We start from the raw sequence: 19,437 nt of genomic DNA on the forward strand, positions 1-19,437 counted from the left end.
TTGTCTCAAAAAAGTGAAAAACGCGGCTAGTCCGCGTTTTTTTGCGTCTGCGTTTTTCTTTCAGTTTTTCAGTCCACACCATTCATTGCAGTTTTACCTGGCGCCAGCGCCGATATGGAGATCAATATGCTTACAATCCGACTTCCCGATGGTTCCGCCCGTCAATTTGACGGTCCGGTCACCGTGGCCCAGGTTGCGGCCAATATTGGTACCGGCCTGGCCAAGGCTGCCCTGGCGGGCAAGGTCGACGGCAAGCTGGTCGATACCTCCTATCTGATCGAGCAAGACGCGGAATTGGCGATTGTCACGGACAAGGACGCCGATGGCCTGGAAGTGATCCGCCACTCGACGGCCCACTTGCTGGCGTATGCCGTCAAGGAATTGTTCCCGGACGCGCAAGTGACCATCGGTCCCGTGATCGACAACGGCTTTTACTATGACTTCGCCTACAAGCGTCCGTTCACGCCGGAAGATCTGGTCGCGATCGAAAAGAAAATGGCGGAACTGGCCAAGAAGGATGAGCAAGTCACGCGCAAGGTTGTCGCGCGCGACGAAGCCATCGACTACTTCAACAGTATCGGTGAAGCGTACAAGGCTGAACTGATCGGCTCGATCCCGGCCGACCAGGAAGTGTCGCTGTATTCCGAAGGCAAGTTCACGGACTTGTGCCGCGGCCCCCACGTGCCGTCGACAGGCAAGCTGAAAGTGTTCAAGCTGATGAAGCTGGCCGGTGCCTACTGGCGCGGCGACTCGAAAAACGAGATGCTGCAGCGTATCTATGGCACGGCCTGGGCCAAGAAGGAAGACCAGGAACTGTATCTGCACAACCTGGAAGAGGCGGAAAAGCGAGATCACCGCAAGCTGGGCAAACAGCTCGATTTCTTCCATTTCCAGGAAGAGGCGCCGGGCCTGATCTTCTGGCACCCGAAAGGCTGGTCGATCTGGCAGCAAGTCGAGCAATACATGCGCAATGTCTACCAGGTCAACGGCTACCAGGAAGTCAAGGCGCCGCAAATCCTCGACCGTGGCCTGTGGGAAAAGACCGGTCACTGGGATAATTACCGTGAAAACATGTTCATCACGGAATCGGAAAACCGCGCCTATGCGCTGAAACCGATGAATTGCCCTGGCCATATCCAGATTTTCAACAATGGCATGCGCAGCTACCGCGACTTGCCATTGCGTTACGGCGAATTCGGTCAATGCCACCGCAACGAACCGTCGGGCGCCTTGCACGGCATGATGCGCGTGCGCGGTTTTACGCAGGATGACGGCCACATCTTCTGCCTGGAAGAGCAGATCGCCGGCGAAGTGACGGCGTTCCACCAGCAGGCGATGGATGTGTACACGGCATTCGGCTTCACGAATATCGACGTGAAACTGGCCTTGCGTCCCGATAACCGCATCGGCACGGAAGAGTCGTGGGATTTCGCCGAGGAATCCCTGCGTTCGGCCTTGCGCGCCTGCGGCGTGGAATGGACGGAATTGCCGGGCGAGGGTGCGTTCTATGGTCCGAAGATCGAATACCACCTGAAGGATAGTCTGGGCCGCGCATGGCAAGTGGGCACCGTGCAGATCGACCCGTCGATGCCGGGCCGCCTGGGTGCCGAATACGTGGCCGTGGACAACACGCGCCAGGTGCCGATCATGTTGCACCGCGCGATCGTGGGTTCGCTGGAACGTTTCATCGGCATCCTGATCGAACACTATGCGGGTGCCATGCCGTTGTGGCTTTCGCCGGTGCAAGTGTCAGTGTTGAATATTTCCGACGCCCAAGCTGATTATGTACAAGAAGTAACAACAAAACTGCGCAAAGCGGGGCTGCGCGTACAGGCTGATTTGCGTAACGAGAAGATTACCTATAAAATACGTGAACATTCCGTACAAAAATTGCCTTACATCTTAGTAATTGGCGACAAAGAGCGGGATGCGAATACAGTGGCCGTGCGGGCGCGGGGCAATGTCGATCTGGGCGTCATGTCCGTCGATGCCCTGATTGAGCGACTCAAACATGAAGTCGACACCAAGGCCTGACGAGGAAACTCGCTGCACGACCGTCTTACAAGATTTTTAAAGGAAATTACAATAGCTACTGACAAGTCACATCGCATCAATGGCGAAATCACTGCCCCTGAAATGCGTTTAAGCGGGGTCGATAACGAGCCACTCGGTATCGTAAGTTTGGCTGAAGCCTTCCGCCTGGCGGAAGAGGCAAACGTCGACCTGGTGGAAATTGCGCCTACCGCGCAGCCACCGGTGTGCCGTTTGATGGACTACGGCAAATTTAAGTATTCGGAGCAAAAGAAAGCTCACGAAGCCAAATTGAAGCAAAAGATCATCCTCGTGAAGGAAGTCAAATTCCGTCCGGGGACTGATGATGGTGACTACAATATCAAGTTGCGTAATCTCATCAAGTTCCTTGAAGATGGCGATAAAACCAAGATCACCTTGCGTTTCCGCGGTCGTGAGATGGCGCACCAGGATATTGGCTTCCGCATGCTGGAACGTCTGAAAGCCGATCTGGAGCCGTACGGCCAGGTCGAGCAGTTCCCGAAGATGGAAGGCCGCCAAATGATCATGGTTCTTTCGCCTAAGAAGAAGAAGTAAGTTACAATAGCGTTTTACTGTGGGTGGACACAGCGCGTGCCAGCATTGGCGCGGCGTCAAACCCCAGGCAGAATTTGCGCGGCCCGCTCAGCAATGTGCGGGCCGCGTGAACTGTAGCGGACTCGCATCCGCTGCACAACATGTGAAAGCAGGCATCTAAGCGCAGCGTCGTGTTGCCACCTGCAATCCTGTTATAAATGGAGCTGTCCGTAAGAGGACAGATTGCTATGCCTAAAATGAAGACCAAAAGCTCCGCGAAAAAACGTTTTCGCGTGCGTCCAGGTGGAACTGTCAAGTCGGGTCACGCGTTCAAGCGCCACATCCTGACCAAGAAGACCACCAAGAACAAACGTCAGTTGCGCGGTACCCGTAACATCAACGCATCGGATGTCACATCCGTTATGCGCATGATGCCGACTGCTTAATCTCACACTCAATTTAAGGAGTTACTATGCCTAGAGTAAAACGTGGGGTTACAGCTCGTGCCCGTCATAAAAAGATTCTTGTTCAAGCTAAAGGCTACCGTGGTCGCCGCAGCCGTGTATACCGTGTTGCCAAGCAAGCAGTTATGCGCGCTGGCCAATACGCTTACCGCGATCGCCGCAACAAGAAGCGCGTTTTCCGCCGCCTGTGGATCGCCCGTATCAACGCCGCTTCCCGTGAGCATGGCGTAACGTACAGCGTATTCATGAACGGCTTGAAAAAAGCAAATATCGAACTGGACCGTAAAGTCCTGGCCGATATGGCTGTGATGGACAAGCCAGCATTCGCTGCGATTGTCAACGCAGTGAAAGCAAAAATCGCTGCGTAAGCATCGGTCATTGCACAACGTCATCCGTAGGGTGACGTTATAAAAGAGCGGGGCAGGGGTGTGAACCTTATGCCCCGTTTCCGTTTTTGATTGTTGGGTTCTAGATTACTAAATCCAGGATTGATTTCCAAAACAGGAAAAGCCGCATGAACTCCCTAGAAGAACTCGTCGTCTCGGCCCAGGCTGACTTTATCGCCGCCGCAGACGCTGCCGCACTTGAAAACGCCAAAGCCCGCTACCTGGGCAAGACTGGCCAGATTACCGAAATGATGAAGGGCCTGGGCAAACTGGACCCGGACGCGCGCAAGGCGCAGGGCGCCCTGATCAACGCCGTCAAAGTGCAGATCGAAGACGCGCTGACGGCGCGCCGTGATGCGCTGGCTGATGCCCAGATGCAAGGCCGTCTGAACGCCGAAGCGATCGACGTGAGCCTGCCGGGCCGTGGCCGCATGCCCGGCGGCATCCATCCCGTGATGCGCACGTGGGAGCGTGTCGAGGAAATCTTCCGCTCGATCGGCTTCGACGTGGCCGACGGCCCCGAAATCGAGAACGACTGGACCAATTTCACGGCGCTCAACAGCCCGGAAAACCACCCAGCCCGTTCCATGCAAGACACGTTCTACATCGATGGCAACGACACCGACGGCAAGCCCTTGCTGCTGCGCACGCACACGAGCCCGATGCAGGTGCGCTATGCGCGCACGCATACGCCGCCGATCAAGGTCATCGCGCCGGGCCGCACCTACCGCGTCGACAGCGACGCCACCCATTCGCCGATGTTCCACCAGGTCGAAGGCCTGTGGATCGCCGAAGACATCAGCTTTGCCGACCTGAAGGGCGTGTACCTGAACTTCGTCAAGGCCTTCTTCGAAACGGACGACCTGCAGGTGCGCTTCCGCCCGTCGTACTTCCCGTTCACGGAACCGTCGGCCGAGATCGACATCGCCTTCGGCTCCGGCCCCCTGAAGGGCCGCTGGCTGGAAGTGTCGGGCGCCGGTCAGGTGCATCCGACCGTGGTGAAGAACTTCGGCCTCGATCCCGAGAAATTCATCGGTTTTGCTTTCGGCTCCGGCCTGGAACGCTTGACGATGCTGCGCTATGGCATCAACGACCTGCGCCTGTTCTATGAAGGCGACTTGCGTTTCCTGAAGCAATTCAACTAAGCGTTGTTCCGTTTGATTCATGGCGCTGGAGCGCCCGTGCGCTCGCGCTGTGAGCTTTGACCATTTGAAGGCTTGATTATGCAATTTTCCGAAAACTGGCTCCGTACCATGGTCGATCCGAAGATGACTTCGGACGAACTGGCCCATCTGCTGACCATGTCCGGTCTCGAAGTCGAGGACGTCGATCCTGTCGCGCCCCCGTTCTCGAACGTGGTGGTGGGCCTGGTCCTGGAGATGGAAAAACATCCGAACGCGGACCGCCTGAATGTATGCCAGGTCGATGTCGGCACGGGCACCATGCTCAACATCGTCTGCGGCGCGCCGAACGTGCGTCCGGGCTTGAAAGTCGTCTGCGCAATGGCCGGCGCCGTGCTGCCCCCTGGCGCCGATGGCAAGCCGTTTGAAATCAAGGTGGGCCAGCTGCGCGGCGTCGAGTCGCAAGGCATGCTGTGCTCCGCGCGCGAATTGAAATTGTCGGAAGAAAACGCCGGCTTGATGGAATTGCCGGACGACGCGCCGATCGGCCAGAATTTCCGCGATTACTTTGCCCTCAATGACTTGAAATTCACCATCAAGTTGACGCCGAACAAGGCGGACTGCCTGTCCGTGCTGGGTGTGGCGCGCGAAGTGTCGGCATTGACGGGCGTGCCCCTGAATGCGCCGCAGTTCCGCACCGTGCCGGTTTCCAGCGATGAAATCCTGCCCGTGAAAGTCAGCGCGCCGGACCTGTGCGGCCGTTTCACGGGCCGCGTCATCCGCGGCTTGAACGCCAAGGCAGCCACGCCGGACTGGATGAAGCAGCGCCTCGAGCGCAGCGGCCAGCGTCCGCTGTCGGCCCTGGTCGACATTTCCAACTATGTCATGCTGGAGCTGGGCCGTCCCAGCCACGTGTTTGACCTGGCAAAGATCCACGGCAGCCTCGACGTGCGTTGGGGCAAGGCGGGCGAATCCGTCAAGCTCTTGAATGGCAACACCGTTGCCGTCGACGAGTGGATCGGCGTCATTGCGGACGACCAGGAAATCGAATCGCTGGCCGGCATCATGGGCGGCGACGCCAGCTCGGTCTCGGACGATACGGACAGCATCTACCTGGAAGCGGCATTCTGGTGGCCGAACGCCATCCAGGGCCGCGCCCGCCGTTTGAATTTCTCGACCGATGCGGCGCACCGCTTCGAACGCGGCGTCGATTTCGCCACCACCGTCGAGCACATCGAGCGTATCACGGCCCTGATCGTGGAAATCTGCGGCACGCCGGCCACCACCGTCGGCCCCGTCGACGACCACGTGGTGAACTTGCCGCAACGCCAGCCCGTGACCATGCGCACGGCGCGCGCGCAAAAAGTCATCGGTGTGCCGCTCAACGATGCGCTGATCGCCGACATCTTCACGCGCCTGGCCCTGCCGTTCACCCTGGCGGACGGCGTGTTTTCCGTGACCTCGCCCAGCTACCGTTTCGACATCGAGATCGAGGAAGACTTGATCGAGGAAGTGGCGCGCGTATACGGCTTTGAAAACATCCCGACCTTGCCGCCCGTGGCCGCGAACGTGATGCAGATCGCACCGGAAAATACCCGCTCCTTGTTTGCGGTACGTCATGAGCTGGCCGACCTGGGCTTCCAGGAAGTGGTTAACATGAGCTTTGTCGATGCGGCATGGGAGCGCGATTTCTCGGGCAACACGAACCCGATCAAATTGCAAAACCCGATCGCCAGCCAGATGAGCGTGATGCGTTCCTCGTTGATCGGCAGCCTGATCGCCAACGTGCGCTACAACCTGAACCGCAAGACGAACCGCGTGCGCATCTTCGAAGTGGGCGCCATTTACCAGCGCGACGACAGCGTGCAAAACGGCCCCTTGTCGGTGGCCGGCTATGCCCAGCCCAAGCGCGTTGCCGCCATGGCCTACGGCGCGGTGGCCGACGAACAGTGGGGCCAGCCGTCCCGCACGGTCGACTTCTTCGACGTGAAGGCGGACCTGGAAGCGCTGTTCGCGCCGCTGGTCTTGCGTTTCACCAAGGCGGAACATCCGGCCCTGCATCCGGGCCGTTCGGCCAACGTGGAGCTCGATGGCAAGGTCATCGGTTTCATCGGGGAATTGCACCCGCGCTGGATGCAAAAGTACGACTTGCCGCTGGCGCCCGTGCTGTTCGAAGTCGATGCCGCTGCCCTGACGCAAAGAGTCGTGCCCGTGTACCAGGAAATCTCGAAATTCCCTGGCGCCAGCCGCGACCTGGCCGTGGTCGTCAAGCAATCGGTGGCCGTGCAGGATCTGCTCGACAGCTTCCATGCCGCCGCCAAGGCAAGCCCGGCGGCGCGTATCGTGCAAGCCATTGTTTTATTTGATGAATATCGTGGAAAAGGTCTGGAAGCGGATGAAAAAAGCCTTGCTTTCCGGATTAGCTTGCAAGATACTCAAAACACCCTGCAAGACGATGTGGTCGATGGCCTGATGGCTGTCCTGATCGATGCCGCCAAGCAGGGCCACGACGCGAAACTGCGTTCGTAATTACCGGACTGGCCGTCGCTTTTTGCGTGACGGCCTTTCCGTCGTCAATCGTAGACGAGCTTGCCATGTGGCGAGCTCGGGCGCACAGAAAAGGCAGGGCAGGAAAATTAATAACAGCGACGTTGATTCCGCCGTACTGCAATCCGCACTGGCCGCCGATTTGCATCGGGCCATGCTGGTTGCCAAAGTGCGCCAGGAAGCGGAAAAAGATTTACCCACCTTGACCAAGGCGGAACTTGCCGAACTGTTGTTCGAGCAAGTGGGCCTGAACAAGCGCGAAGCGAAAGATATGGTCGAGACCTTTTTCGACGAGATCCGCAATGCGCTCGAGCGTGGCGAAGCCGTCAAGCTGTCCGGTTTCGGCAATTTCCAGTTGCGCGACAAACCGCAGCGGCCGGGCCGCAATCCGAAGACGGGTGAAGAGATTCCCATCACGGCGCGCCGTGTCGTGACCTTTCATGCGAGCCAGAAGCTGAAAAGCATGGTCGAAGAGACCAGTCCGCTGGCACGTGCTGCCTGAGTGAGTGGCGATGAACGAGCGCATCAGTAAAACCGAGTTGATCGCCCCCTTGCCGCCCATTCCGGCTAAACGCTATTTCACGATCGGCGAGGTGAGCGAGTTGTGCGGCGTCAAACCGCATGTACTGCGCTACTGGGAGCAGGAGTTTTCCCAGCTCAAGCCGGTCAAACGACGCGGCAACCGCCGTTATTATCAGCATCATGAGGTGCTGCTGATACGCCGCATCCGCGAATTGCTGTACGAGCAGGGCTTTACCATCAGCGGCGCGCGCAACAAGCTCGACAGCCGTGGCGCATCGCATGCCATCGCCGACGAGCTGCCAGTGCTGCCGGCCATGCCTGCCGTGCCGCAGGAAGCGCCGCTGGACCGCGTGTGGATACGCAATGAATTAATTGCGATTTTAAACTTGCTAAAATAAGATTTGTACCAATATAGGTCGGGTTGTCCGGTAGCGGTTGACTAAGTTGACTATACTGCATGGGCGCTCCGCCTTGGTGCTGACGCTACCGTACGGCGCGCCATATTTTGAATATAATATTAATGTTGCGTTTTTGTTAGTGACGCTAAGCCGGAGCAGCGTTCAGGTTCCGGTAGTCTTTCCCAGGCCAGGAAAATTTAAGGGGAAACAATGATACGCGTTGCCATTTGTGATGATCACCAAATAGTACGAGCTGGGTTCAAACAGATTTTTTCGTCGTCAAGCGACTTCAGTGTGGTGGCGGAAGCCGGTACCGGGCGCGAAGCGCTCGATATCGCCCGCCGCGAAATTTGCGATGTATTGCTGCTCGATATCGCCATGCCCGATCAGAGCGGCATCGATACCTTGCGCACGATCCGCCAGGGCCAGCCGGAATTGCCCGTGCTGATCCTCAGCGGCTATCCCGCGCAGCAATATGCGCTGAATCTGTTCAAGATGGGCGCGAATGGCTATCTGAACAAGGAATGCGAAGCCGACGAGCTGATGACGGCCGTGCGCACCGTATTCCAGGGGCGCCGCTATGTCAGCTCCACCGTGGGCGAGTTGCTGGCGCAGTCGTTCGACCGCGATACGAATGCCGCGCTGCATACGGAATTGTCGGACCGAGAGTTCCAGGTCTTCCTGCGCCTGGCGCGCGGCGCGACGGTGTCCGATATCGGCGTGGCCTTGTCGCTGAGCATCAAGACGGTCAGTACCTACCGTACGCGCATCATGGAAAAAATGGGCTTGCAATCGAACAGCGACTTGACCTATTACGCAATGAAAAACAATTTGCTTGACTAGCGCTGCGGTGCGATCATGGAAACATGATCGCTCAGCCAGCTAACCGGGCACGACTTGATGTTGTGCAGTGCAGCAGTTTGTGGCGAGGACTATAATTGGCCGGCGCCGGCGCTCTCTCCCGCGCCGAACCTTGCTAAGGATGCACATCAGGATGTATTTCACCGCTCAACCGGCCCCGAATCACCGCCTGCCCCTGTACAAGACGATCCTGTGCGTGACGTGCGCCTTGTTGCTTGTATTGAATGGTTTTAGTCTTTACCATAACCTGGAGTCGCTGAAGGGCACGAATGCCTTGCTCAGCCAGAGCGCCCGCGTGGCCGACCGCCTGCAGTATCTGAACGTGCTCGTGCTCGATGCGGAAAGCAGCTTGCGCGGCTATTTCATTTCCGGCTCCGAAACCTATCTGGGGCCGTCGAAGACCGCTGCCACCGAAATCGACAACGAATTCAACGAGCTGCAAACCTTGCTCGCGGGCAGTCCCACCCAGCTGAAAAACCTGGGCCAGCTGAAAAGCCTGATCCGCCGAAAAATGTCGATGTTGCAACAGTCTATCGACGTCTACAAGCAGGGCGGGTTGGCCGAGATCGTCAACATTTCCCGCGTGACCGATGACCGCGCCACCATGGACGAGATTCGTCTGCAGGTGGTGATCATGACGCGCGAGCAGAATGAAGCGCTGTCGACCGGCAGCGCCGCCTTTTATCATGAGTACCAGAAAGCCGTGCTGCTCGGCATCGGCATCAATGCCCTGGCCATCCTCGTGCTGATCATGTTTTACCAGCTCGTGCGGCGCAGCTTCCAGAACCGGGCAGCCGTCGAGTATGCATTGCAAAATGCCAACGACACCCTGGAATCGACGGTCAGCAAGCGCACGGAGCAGTTATCCGTGCTGTCGCGTCATTTGATCAGTGTCAACGAAGTGGAAAAAGCGCGGCTGGCGCGCGAGCTGCACGATGAACTGGGTGCCAACTTGACCTCGATCAGCATGGACCTGGGCGCCGTCACGCAGCAGTTGGCGCATACGCAGCCGGAACTGGCCGCGCAGCTGCGCCATGCCAAGGCGACCTTGCTGGAAACGGTGGAACTGAAGCGCCGCATCGTGGAAGACCTGCGCCCCAGCCTGCTGGACAACCTGGGCCTGTGCGCCGCCATCGAAAGCTATTGCGAGGATTTTGCGCGCATGAGCTCGGTGCGCTGCGAAACGGACGTGGCCATCAATATCGATAACCGCGAAGCGACCTTGACGATCGCCCTGTTCCGCATCGTGCAGGAATCGCTGACGAATATCCTCAAATATGCACGGGCCGGCATGGTCAGCGTGACCTTGAAACGCAACGAGCACGGCCTCGTGCTGCGCGTGATCGACGACGGCATCGGCATCACGGAAGATGCGCTGCAAAAACCGATGTCGCACGGCTTGCTGGGCATGCGCGAGCGGGCCCTGCTGCTGGGTGGCACGCTTACCGTGCGCCAGGGGCCGGAAGGCAAGGGGACGTGTGTGGAGGCCGTGATTCCCATGCCGCTGACGCCGGAGCTGGAAGATATCGATGCGGATGCCGAAGCGTAATTTTCCTTGAGATAAAAAAATGGCCGGGCATGCAGCCCGGCCATTCTGCTAACTATCTTGCCCGATCAGCAGCGTGAAACGTCGCGCAGCAAGCGGTCGTATTCCGTCTTGGCGACCTTGTAGCACTCGCCCGCATAGCATTCCAGGCCGGCGCGGTCCAGCACGGTGATATTGCCGCGGCGATAGTGGATCAAGCCTTCTTCCTGCAGCTTGCCGGCGGCGGCCGTGATGCTTTCGCGGCGCACGCCCAGCATGATCGAGATCAGCTCTTGCGTCACTTTCAATTCATTCGATGGCGAACGGTCCAGGCGGTCCAGCAGCCAGCGGCACAGCTTTTGCTCGATCGAGCTGTGGCGGCCGCCGACGGCGTTCTGCGCCATCTGCGCAAACAGGGCGTTGGTGTAGCGCATCAGCAGCTGGGGCAGGGCGCCGCCTTGATTGAACGCGTCGCGCAGGCTTTGCGTTTTCAGGCGGTAGCCGTAACCGGCGCTTTGCACGACGGCCGTGCACATGGCGCGCTCGCCTGCCAGCAGCGAGGCACCGGCCACGCCTTCATGGCCGACCACGGCGATTTCCGTCGTGGCGCCGTCTTCCATGACATACAGCAGTGAAATGATGGCGGTGGTGGGGAAGTAGCTATATTCCAGGTTGTTACCATAGGCATACAATTCCTTGCCGAACGGCAGTTCAACCAGTTCCAGGTCTTCGAACAGCGATTCGAGCGCGGCGCGCGGCAGGGCGGCCAGCAATTCATTCTGTTGGGCACTGCTGAGGCTAACCCGCGACGCAAGCTTGATTTCCCGTCCGGCCGCCGGCATGGCGCGCGGCAGCAACTGGTTCTTCTGGACCGGGGTGCTAAGTTGAGTTTGGTTCATAGTATTCCTCACAGGCTTTTTACATCGGAGTGCGACTGCCGCGTTGCTGGTCAAAGAAAGTGCCGTGCTCATGTGATAACGGCGTTTTGTTCGACCGCGCGGTGCAGATCGCGATGTAGCTACTTTAAGAGCTTATGTAAGTGGCGAACATAAGATTAGCAGTCGCCACTTTGTAGTCTCTTTTGAGGCGAAATTGTAGTCCTTGTCCTACGCGCACACTTTTGACTAGCTAGCCTTGCGCCGTTCTGCGCGATTTTGTGATATGACGCGCGGTTTGTTGGCGCTCCACAGGCCGGCCGGACGCACGCTGGGCAAGCCGTCGCGCACGGTCGCGGCGGGCGCCTGGCGCGCGTTTGGCGCCTCGTGTTCTCCCAGGCGGAAGCGGCTGACGGCCTGCGTCAGTGCTTCGCCTTCCTGGTGCAGGCGCTGCGAACCGGCGCGCGCCTCGTCGACCAGACCCGCGTTCTGGCGCGTCATGTCGTCGATCTGCGCCAACGCCTGGTTGATGCGGGCGATCTCGCCGTTCTGCTCGGCACCGGCGTTGCTGATGCGTCCGATCACCACGGCCACCTGCTGCACCGCATCGACGACCTGGCGCATGGTGCTGCCGGCTGCATTGACCAGGTCGCCGCCCGCATCCACGGTGGCGACGGAATCGCCGATCAGGCGCTTGATTTCCAGCGCCGCCTCGTTCGAGCGCTGCGCCAGGCTGCGCACCTCGGATGCCACGACGGCAAAGCCGCGCCCTTGTTCGCCCGCGCGTGCCGCTTCCACGGCCGCGTTCAGGGCCAGGATATTCGTCTGGAAGGCGATGCCGTTGATGACGCTGATGATGTCGACGATCTTGTGCGAGCTGGCCTTGATCGAGGCCATGGTCTCGACCACGGCGCCGACGGTCTGTCCGCCTTTCAGGGCCACGTCGGCCGCCGTCGCCACCAGCGTGCGCCCCTGTCCTACGTGGGCTTCGTTGCGGCCCACGGTGGCCGTCAGCTCGCGCATCGAGTCCACGGTGGCGCCCAGCGCGTCCGCTTGCGTGGCCGTATGGCCGGACAGGGCGGCGTTGCCCTGGGCGATATCGGCGCCGGCCGCCGCGATGACGGCCGCGCCGCTGCGGATTTCCTGCACCAGTGCGGCCAGGCCGTGCGTCATGGCGCCGAAGTCGCGCACCAGGTCGCCGATCTCGTCGTGCGCCTGCGAGGTGATGCGCTGCGACAGGTCGCCCGCCGCCGCCGCGCCGACGGCCACGCGCAATTGCGTCACGTCGCGCGCGAAGGCGGTATAAAAGCCTGCGCACAGGTAGGCGGCGGCCAGCAGCACCAGCAGCATGGCCGCCAGGATCAGGGCGCGGCGCGCCTCGTCGCGGGCGATGCGCTGCGCCAGCAAGTCGTCCAGCGCGGTGGCGGAGGCGCCGGAGAGCGCGTGCAGGGCGTCGATCGCCTGCATGCCGGCCGCGTGGAATTGCGCGCCCGACGTCTGGTCGTAGGAATTCGTCACTTCATTTTTCGTGCGTTCGAGGAAGGCCAGCGCGGCCGGCACGGCTTTCAGGGCCGGCTGCAGACTGGTGCGCAATTCCGGCCTGGCGGCAAGGATCTCGTCGAAACGGGAGGGCAGGCGTTCCAGTTCGTGGCGCGCGATCAGGGCATTGGCGTTGACGAGCTGATCTTCGTTCGCCTCGAACAGGCCCGTGTCGATGTAGGCGGCGCCGCGCCCGCCGATGTCCGACAGGCTTTCGGCCAGGTCGGGCAGGGTGGCGGTGAAGACGGCGCTCAGATGGTTGGCGCCCGCGTCCGGGTCCAGGCTCAGGTGCGAACGGTCGGCCACCAGCTGGCCCAGTTTGGCCGCCTGGCGCAGCAGCGCCGTGTGCGCCGCGTAGCTGTCGCGCGCCGCCAGGCCCGCCTGGCGGCCCAGCAGGGCTTGCCACTGTTTCGTCAGTTCGGCCGCCTGGGGCAGGCCGGCGCCGGCCGGCAGGCGCGCCAGGGCCGCCAGAGAAGCCGTGATGCGCGCGTTAAGGGCCGTGTTGTCCATGCCTGCCTTGCCGCTCAGGCGCAAGTGCTCGAGGCCGCGCCGCTGCTGCAGCAGGCGCGTGCCTTCCTGCAACTGGCGCACATAGGCCACGCCCCGCTGCGCATCCTGCGCCTGGGCCAGCGACTTGCCCAGCTCCGAGATCAGCAGGGTGGTCGCCAGCGCCAGCGGCAGCAGGAAGACCAGGCAGACAAGCATGAATTTGGGCAGCAGACGCAAGCGCTGCATGAGTCGGATGGCGGGAGTGAGGAGCATTTTCATCGGGTTTCCAGGGTAGGGTGACAACATTTCTGCAGTGCAATGTTGCCTGCGGATTGTGACCCCTTGATGAAGCGGGCGATTTTGCTTTTCTCCACAGTGAAGCAGTTCACACGGAAGGCCGATCCTTCTGTAAAATCGAGGGTTTTTTGCGAGGGCCATATTATGGTCACCAATATGGCCAACGAGAACGACATCACTACCCCCGATTCCAGCGACAATGCGGACAACGCCGCAGCGCCGGCGAGCAGCAAGGCGCCGGCCGTGATCGCGCGCGAAGTGCAGCGCCGCCGCACCTTCGGCATCATTTCCCACCCGGATGCGGGTAAAACCACGCTGACGGAAAAACTGCTGCTGTTCTCGGGCGCGATCCAGATGGCCGGTACCGTCAAGGCCCGCAAGTCGGGCCGCCACGCGACGTCGGACTGGATGGAGATCGAGAAGCAGCGCGGTATTTCCGTCGCCTCCTCGGTGATGCAGTTCGAATTCCGCGACCACGTCGTCAACCTGCTCGACACCCCGGGCCACCAGGACTTCTCGGAAGATACCTACCGCGTGCTGACGGCAGTTGACTCGGCGCTGATGGTGATCGATGCGGCCAAGGGCGTGGAAGCGCAGACGATCAAGCTGCTGGCCGTCTGCCGCATGCGCAATACGCCCATCGTCACTTTCATGAACAAGATGGACCGCGAGACGCGCGATCCGCTGGACCTGCTCGACGAACTCGAATCGGTGCTGAAGATCCAGTGCGCGCCCGTCACCTGGCCTATCGGCATGGGCAAGAACTTCCGCGGCGTGTACCACCTGCTGAACGACGAGATCATGCTGTTCAAGGCCGGTGAAGAGAAGGCCGACGGCGCCTTCGAAATCATCAAGGGCATCGACAACCCGCGCCTGCAGGAGATGTTCCCGCTGGAGATGGACCAGTTGCGCATGGAAGTCGAATTGGTGCACGGCGCCTCGAACCCGTTCAACCTGGAGGAATTCCTCTCCGGCGTGCAGACGCCCGTGTTCTTCGGTTCGGCCATCAACAACTTCGGCGTGCGCGAGATTCTTTCCGCGCTGGTCGACTGGGCGCCGGCGCCGCGCCCGCGCGACGCGACCGTGCGTTCCGTCGATCCGACCGAGCAGCCATTCACCGGTTTCGTCTTCAAGATCCAGGCGAACATGGACCCGGCGCACCGCGACCGCATCGCCTTCCTGCGCGTGTGTTCGGGACGTTTCGAGCGCGGCATGAAGGTCAAGCACTTGCGCCTGGGGCGCGAGATCAAGGTGTCGAACGTGGTGACCTTCATGGCCTCCTCGCGCGAACAGGTGGAAGAGGCGTACGCGGGCGACATCATCGGCTTGCCGAACCACGGCAACATGCAGATCGGCGACAGTTTTTCTGAAGGCGAGATGCTGACCTTTACCGGCATCCCGTACTTCGCGCCGGACTTCTTCCGTTCCGTGCGCATCCGTAATCCGCTGAAGATCAAGCAGTTGCACAAGGGCTTGCAGCAGCTGGGCGAAGAGGGCGCGGTACAGGTCTTCAAGCCGGTGCAGGGCGGCGAACTGGTACTGGGCGCCGTCGGCGTGCTGCAGTTCGAAGTGGTGGCCAGCCGCCTGCTCAACGAATATGGCGTCGATGCCGTCTTCGAAGGCACCAGCATCAGCAGCGCGCGCTGGGTCAGCTGCGACGACAAGCGCGTTCTGCAGGATTTCGAAAACGCGCTGGGCCACAACGTGGCCTACGATGCGGCCGGCAACATGGCCTACCTGGCCACGTCGGGCGTGAACCTGCGCCTGACGGAAGAGCGCTGGCCGAAATTGACATTCCACGCGACGCGCGAGCATTCGGCGAAATTGGCTTGATGTAGCTGGTGATGTCGGATTACGCGCTTTGCGCTAATCCGACCTACGCCGACCTGCCTGTGCATGGCGTAGGTCGGATTAGGCCAACGGCCGTAATCCGACACCATCGTTGGCAGCAACTCAAGCCGGCAAAATCGTCCGCGTGCTCCAGTCGCGCCGCTCCAGCAGCAATGCCGTCAGCTGCGCCGCCGTCATCGGTCGCGCAAAGAAGTAGCCCTGCACGTTGTCGCAGCCCGCTGTTCTTAAAAATTCCACCTGCTGCAAGGTCTCCACCCCTTCGGCCACCACTTTCAGGTGCAGGCTGTGCGCCATGGCGATGATGGCCGTGACGATGGCTTCGCCCTCGCCGGGCAGGTCGTGCACGAAGCTGCGGTCGATCTTCAGCTGGTCGATCGGCAGGCGCTTCAGGTAGGACATCGACGAATAGCCGGTGCCGAAATCGTCGATCGACAGGTGGATGCCCGTCTCCTGCAGGCGCCGCATCAGTTCCACGTTGGCGTGGACGTTGTCCATCAAGACCCCTTCCGTGATTTCCAGCTCCAGCAAGCCATGCGGCAGCTGCGTTTCGTGCAGGATGGCGCGGATGTCGTCCATCAGGCCCGGGTCGCGCGCCTGACATGCCGACAGGTTGACGGCCACGTGCTCGAGCGAGTCGAGCAGCCCCGCCTTGCACCAGACGGCGGCCTGGCGGCAGGCGCTTTGCAGCACCCAGCGTCCCAGATCGACGATGATGCCGCTTTCCTCTGCCACGGGGATGAATTCGGCAGGGCTCAGCTGACCCATCTCGCGGCAGTTCCAGCGTACCAGCGCTTCCACGCCGACGATGCGCCCGCTGCGCAAGTCGATCTGCGGCTGGTAGTGCAGATACAGTTCCTCGTTTTGCAGCGCGCGGCGCAGGTTCGCTTCCATGCGCAGGCGTCGCTGGGCGCGAAATTCCATTTCGGCCTTGAACACGGCGTAGCGGTTCTTGCCCTGGTGCTTGGCGTGGTACATGGCCGTATCGGCATTGCGCGTCAGGGTGGCCACGTCCTGCGCGTCGAACGGGTACAGGCTCACGCCGATGCTGGCGCTGACATACAACTGGTGGCCTTCGAGGTCGAACGGTTCGGCCAGCACGGCGAGGATCTTGCTCGCCACGCTGGCCATTTCCGAGGCGTCGTCGGCCGGTTCGACGATGACGACGAATTCGTCGCCGCCGATGCGGCAGATGATGTCGGTGCCGCGCAGGATGGCCACGAGGCGCTCGGCGACGAGCTTGAGCAACTGGTCGCCGCAGTGGTGGCCCAGCGTATCGTTGACGATCTTGAAGTTGTCCAGGTCCAGCAGCAGCAGGCCCACGCTGCTGTCCTGGCGGTCGGCGCGCGCCAGCGCGTAGGCCAGCGCGTCGTTGAATTCATGGCGGTTCGGCAGCTGTGTAACGGAGTCGACGTGGGCCAGGTAGTGCAAATGGCTTTCCGCATGCTGGGCGGCGGTGCGCGTGCGGCGCACCATCAGGAACGTCAGGCCGAATGCGCACAGGCAGACGAGCAGGGTGAAGGCGGAAAATTGTGCCAGGCTGGCGTACAGCGGCGCCAGGCTGGCGCGCAGGTACAGGGCGCCGCCGCCGGGCAAGGTCTTGAGGATGGCGGCGCTGCCGTCCAGGTAATCGAGGTGCACGCCGTTGCGCGGCGCCGCGGGCACGCTATCGACGCTGCTGCGCGCATAGCGGGCAAACGGCGCGCCATAGGGATTGTAGAGCAGGGCTTGCCGGATATGCGGGGCGGCGGCGAGGGGAGCGAGCAGTTGTTGCGCCGCCAGGCGATTGTCCTGGCGCATGGCCTCGGTGGTGGCGGGCGCCAGCATGTCGGCCTGGATCTGCAGGCTGCGCTGGAGGGATGCCTGGAGGGAAAACAACTGGAAGAGGATCAGCAGCAGGCTGGCCATGGCCAGCATGGCCGCCGCGGCCAGCAAGTTCAGCCGGGCTATCCGGTCGCCGCGTAATTGCACGGACGGCAGTATCAATGGCGTCATCATGACGCTTCCTCCTGCCGGCCCCGCTTGCCGCCGCCCCGTGTGATCGCGCCTCGCCCTGCCATACTTTACGTTCCAGTCTGAAGAAAACCGAAGTGAGCCGGAACTCTCAACGTGTTGCTAAGTGTTGCTAAGGCCGACATATTGTCATTTTGCAGCGTGAAAGTACAGGGCGTGCGGCAATTTAGTATCCATGCCGGGCACCGCTGGCGGCAGACAAGGCGACAAGACAGGCGGAAAAGGCGGGCGTGTCTTTCTAATAATACATACTGAAGTTTAATCCTTTTTTTGCCTGCCGGTTTTTTTCTCTAAAAACATGCTGAAGGTAAACAAAATACCGCCAAGAATAACTTCAATGTGCCCGGCCATTCCGGCACGGATTAACTTTTTGACTGTGTCGGCCATTGCAAGTCATTGATTTTAATAAATTTTAATGAAGAATGCGCGAACGCTATGGCCTTGCTTCGCGAGTTCGTCCATAATCCGCTGATGATGGACGTTCTGATGCTGTTTGTTTTGTCTGCCGCGGCCAAGCAAGTCGCCGCCAGCAAAACCGGACGCCGCCCTAATGATCAATAGTGAGGATATCTTGGAAAAAAAACCAAAAATTATTTTGTCGTCACAAGACCTGGAACGACTGGAAGCGTTGTTGTATGCCTTGGGTAATAACTTATCGCCGGACAAGGCCGCCTTGCTCGATGAGCTGGGCCGCGCCGAGGTGCTCGAACCGCAAGAGATTCCCCCGACCGTCGTGACGATGAATTCCACCGTGCGCTTCACGGTGGAAAACAAGGAGGAATTCTGCCTCACGCTCGTCTATCCGAAGGATGTGGAAGGCCAGGCCGACCGCATTTCCGTGCTGGCGCCCGTCGGCAGCGCGCTGCTGGGCCTGTCCGTGGGCGACAGCATCGCCTGGCCCATGCCGGGCGGCGTGGTGAAGGTCAAGATCGAGGAAATCGTCTATCAGCCTGAACGGGCCGGCGAGTACCACCGATAAGCAATGACGGCGGACGGCGCCTGCCGTTCGCCTGCCAGGCCGTGCCAGGACGGAAATTAACTGTTTCGCTGCACGCGCACCACCAGCCATCCCGCCACGACCGTAAATGTGACGATGATGGCGACGATGATCCAGAAGCCCTGCGGATGCTGGGCCAGCGGGATACCCCCCACATTCATGCCCAGCATGCCGGCGATGATATTGATCGGCAAGGCCAGCACGGTGACGATGGTCAGCACGAACAGGCTGCGGCTGTTTTCCTCGTTGACGCTGGCGGCGATCTCTTCCTGCAGCAGCTTGATGCGTTCCTGTAGCGAGGACATATCGCTGAGCACCACCGAAAATTCCTCCGTCGATTGGCGCAGTTCCAGGCTGTCCAGTTCCGACACCCATGCGGGCGGACGCTGCAGCAGGCGGAACAGGGCGGCCGGTTCCGGCGCCAGCAGGCGCTGCAGCCGCACCAGCACGCGCCGCATGGCGCCCAGGTCTTCGCGTTTCGGCACCAGGCGCCCGGCCAGCAAGTGATCCTCGATATCGTCGACCCGTGCCACGGCATCGCGCACGATGTTGACCAGCACGTCGGCCTGGTCGCGCAGCAGGTGGATCAGCAGTTCCACCGACGAGCGGATCGGTTCGTGGTTCTTGATGACGGCCTGGCGCAGCCGTTCGATCGACTGCAGCGGCGCGCGGCGCGCCGTGATGACGAGGTTTTGCGCCACGCTGGCCCACATGGTGGAAATGTCCGACGCTTCGAACGAGAAATTGTGCACCACATCGTTGACCACGGCGATGAGGGTGTTTTCCGCCTGCTCGATGCGCGTGGAACGCGAACCCTGGTGCAGGGTTTCATAGAATTCGTCGGCCAGCTGCGTGTGCGTCATCAGCCATTTTTCGCTGGCCGCATGCGACAAATTAAAATGCAGCCAGACGAATTCCTGCGCCGGCCGCGCCGCGCCATCGGCCAGCCAGGCCTCTTATACACATCTC

The 19,437-nt window shown here is 60.5% G+C and carries 16 protein-coding genes and 1 pseudogene; 12 read left to right on the plus strand and 5 right to left on the minus strand.

What is annotated here, in order from left to right; translation table 11 throughout:
* Window positions 1-126 precede the first annotated feature (126 nt).
* The 10 genes from thrS to JAB8_RS09490 all read left to right on the plus strand — a co-directional run bounded on the left by thrS (window position 127) and on the right by JAB8_RS09490 (window position 10,434).
* Window positions 127-2,034 (plus strand): threonine--tRNA ligase, encoded by a 1,908-nt coding sequence (gene thrS, locus JAB8_RS09450; protein WP_070218007.1) that lies wholly within the window; start codon window positions 127-129, stop codon window positions 2,032-2,034.
* A gap of 51 nt (window positions 2,035-2,085) precedes the next feature.
* Window positions 2,086-2,607: a translation initiation factor IF-3 gene (gene infC / locus JAB8_RS09455; protein ID WP_071650129.1), complete on the plus strand. Its 522-nt coding sequence runs from the start codon at window positions 2,086-2,088 to the stop codon at window positions 2,605-2,607.
* 227 nt (window positions 2,608-2,834) lie between these two features.
* Window positions 2,835-3,032 (plus strand): 50S ribosomal protein L35, encoded by a 198-nt coding sequence (gene rpmI / locus JAB8_RS28105; RefSeq protein WP_038493025.1) that lies wholly within the window; start codon window positions 2,835-2,837, stop codon window positions 3,030-3,032.
* A 26-nt stretch (window positions 3,033-3,058) separates the two neighbouring features.
* On the plus strand, window positions 3,059-3,418 hold the full coding sequence (rplT, locus tag JAB8_RS09460; RefSeq protein ID WP_010399214.1) for a 50S ribosomal protein L20: 360 nt from the start codon (window positions 3,059-3,061) through the stop codon (window positions 3,416-3,418).
* Between the two features lie 146 nt (window positions 3,419-3,564).
* Window positions 3,565-4,581 (plus strand): phenylalanine--tRNA ligase subunit alpha, encoded by a 1,017-nt coding sequence (gene pheS / locus JAB8_RS09465; protein ID WP_070217968.1) that lies wholly within the window; start codon window positions 3,565-3,567, stop codon window positions 4,579-4,581.
* Window positions 4,582-4,659: 78 nt separating this feature from the next.
* A complete protein-coding gene (gene pheT / locus JAB8_RS09470; protein ID WP_070217966.1) occupies window positions 4,660-7,086 on the plus strand; it encodes a phenylalanine--tRNA ligase subunit beta in 2,427 nt (808 codons plus the stop codon).
* A 172-nt stretch (window positions 7,087-7,258) separates the two neighbouring features.
* A complete protein-coding gene (locus JAB8_RS09475; RefSeq protein ID WP_010399205.1) occupies window positions 7,259-7,606 on the plus strand; it encodes an integration host factor subunit alpha in 348 nt (115 codons plus the stop codon).
* A 10-nt stretch (window positions 7,607-7,616) separates the two neighbouring features.
* Window positions 7,617-8,024: a MerR family transcriptional regulator gene (locus tag JAB8_RS09480; RefSeq protein WP_070217963.1), complete on the plus strand. Its 408-nt coding sequence runs from the start codon at window positions 7,617-7,619 to the stop codon at window positions 8,022-8,024.
* 210 nt (window positions 8,025-8,234) lie between these two features.
* Complete coding sequence (locus tag JAB8_RS09485) at window positions 8,235-8,867, plus strand: response regulator transcription factor (protein WP_034783185.1); 633 nt, start codon at window positions 8,235-8,237, stop codon at window positions 8,865-8,867.
* 151 nt (window positions 8,868-9,018) lie between these two features.
* Entirely contained in the window at window positions 9,019-10,434 is a 1,416-nt protein-coding gene (locus JAB8_RS09490; protein WP_070289321.1) for a CHASE3 domain-containing protein, read from the plus strand.
* A 65-nt stretch (window positions 10,435-10,499) separates the two neighbouring features.
* Here JAB8_RS09490 and JAB8_RS09495 read toward each other — a convergent pair whose 3' ends face one another.
* A complete protein-coding gene (locus JAB8_RS09495; RefSeq protein ID WP_162995832.1) occupies window positions 10,500-11,252 on the minus strand; it encodes a Crp/Fnr family transcriptional regulator in 753 nt (250 codons plus the stop codon).
* A 282-nt stretch (window positions 11,253-11,534) separates the two neighbouring features.
* Window positions 11,535-13,592 (minus strand): methyl-accepting chemotaxis protein, encoded by a 2,058-nt coding sequence (locus tag JAB8_RS09500; protein WP_070289322.1) that lies wholly within the window; start codon window positions 13,590-13,592, stop codon window positions 11,535-11,537.
* Between the two features lie 174 nt (window positions 13,593-13,766).
* Here JAB8_RS09500 and JAB8_RS09505 point away from each other — a divergent pair, with 174 nt between their 5' ends.
* Complete coding sequence (locus JAB8_RS09505) at window positions 13,767-15,443, plus strand: peptide chain release factor 3 (RefSeq protein ID WP_070218005.1); 1,677 nt, start codon at window positions 13,767-13,769, stop codon at window positions 15,441-15,443.
* Between the two features lie 120 nt (window positions 15,444-15,563).
* Here JAB8_RS09505 and JAB8_RS09510 read toward each other — a convergent pair whose 3' ends face one another.
* The gene (locus tag JAB8_RS09510) at window positions 15,564-17,456 is read right to left on the minus strand and encodes an EAL domain-containing protein (protein ID WP_070289323.1); all 1,893 of its coding nucleotides are present in this window, start codon (window positions 17,454-17,456) and stop codon (window positions 15,564-15,566) included.
* A gap of 273 nt (window positions 17,457-17,729) precedes the next feature.
* Window positions 17,730-17,858, minus strand: coding sequence for a hypothetical protein (locus tag JAB8_RS30130; RefSeq protein WP_256267358.1), 129 nt, complete (start codon window positions 17,856-17,858; stop codon window positions 17,730-17,732).
* A 184-nt stretch (window positions 17,859-18,042) separates the two neighbouring features.
* Between JAB8_RS30130 and rnk the strand changes: the two genes are divergently transcribed.
* Window positions 18,043-18,450, plus strand: a complete 408-nt coding sequence (gene rnk / locus JAB8_RS09515; protein WP_162835757.1) for a nucleoside diphosphate kinase regulator — start codon at window positions 18,043-18,045, stop codon at window positions 18,448-18,450.
* 56 nt (window positions 18,451-18,506) lie between these two features.
* On the opposite strand, the pseudogene JAB8_RS09520 reads toward rnk, so the two are convergent.
* A pseudogene (locus JAB8_RS09520) lies at window positions 18,507-19,394 on the minus strand (transporter); the annotation flags it as partial.
* Between the last annotated feature and the right edge of the window lie 43 nt (window positions 19,395-19,437).

Source organism: Janthinobacterium sp. HH106 (assembly GCF_001758725.1).
Taxonomy (GTDB): Bacteria; Pseudomonadota; Gammaproteobacteria; order Burkholderiales; family Burkholderiaceae_D; genus Janthinobacterium.

Excerpts from the sequence above, each read along its gene's own strand:
- JAB8_RS09485 (WP_034783185.1), top strand. The coding sequence starts at position 8,235 with ATGATACGCGTTGCCATTTGTGATGATCACCAAATAGTACGAGCTGGG.
- pheS (WP_070217968.1), top strand. The coding sequence starts at position 3,565 with ATGAACTCCCTAGAAGAACTCGTCGTCTCGGCCCAGGCTGACTTTATC.
- JAB8_RS09490 (WP_070289321.1), top strand. The coding sequence starts at position 9,019 with ATGTATTTCACCGCTCAACCGGCCCCGAATCACCGCCTGCCCCTGTAC.
- rpmI (WP_038493025.1), top strand. The coding sequence starts at position 2,835 with ATGCCTAAAATGAAGACCAAAAGCTCCGCGAAAAAACGTTTTCGCGTG.
- thrS (WP_070218007.1), top strand. The coding sequence starts at position 127 with ATGCTTACAATCCGACTTCCCGATGGTTCCGCCCGTCAATTTGACGGT.
- JAB8_RS09495 (WP_162995832.1), bottom strand. The coding sequence starts at position 11,252 with ATGCCGGCGGCCGGACGGGAAATCAAGCTTGCGTCGCGGGTTAGCCTC.
- pheT (WP_070217966.1), top strand. The coding sequence starts at position 4,660 with ATGCAATTTTCCGAAAACTGGCTCCGTACCATGGTCGATCCGAAGATG.
- rplT (WP_010399214.1), top strand. The coding sequence starts at position 3,059 with ATGCCTAGAGTAAAACGTGGGGTTACAGCTCGTGCCCGTCATAAAAAG.
- JAB8_RS09500 (WP_070289322.1), bottom strand. The coding sequence starts at position 13,592 with ATGAAAATGCTCCTCACTCCCGCCATCCGACTCATGCAGCGCTTGCGT.
- JAB8_RS09480 (WP_070217963.1), top strand. The coding sequence starts at position 7,617 with ATGAACGAGCGCATCAGTAAAACCGAGTTGATCGCCCCCTTGCCGCCC.
- JAB8_RS30130 (WP_256267358.1), bottom strand. The coding sequence starts at position 17,858 with ATGGCCGACACAGTCAAAAAGTTAATCCGTGCCGGAATGGCCGGGCAC.
- JAB8_RS09475 (WP_010399205.1), top strand. The coding sequence starts at position 7,259 with ATGCTGGTTGCCAAAGTGCGCCAGGAAGCGGAAAAAGATTTACCCACC.
- JAB8_RS09510 (WP_070289323.1), bottom strand. The coding sequence starts at position 17,456 with ATGATGACGCCATTGATACTGCCGTCCGTGCAATTACGCGGCGACCGG.
- JAB8_RS09505 (WP_070218005.1), top strand. The coding sequence starts at position 13,767 with ATGGCCAACGAGAACGACATCACTACCCCCGATTCCAGCGACAATGCG.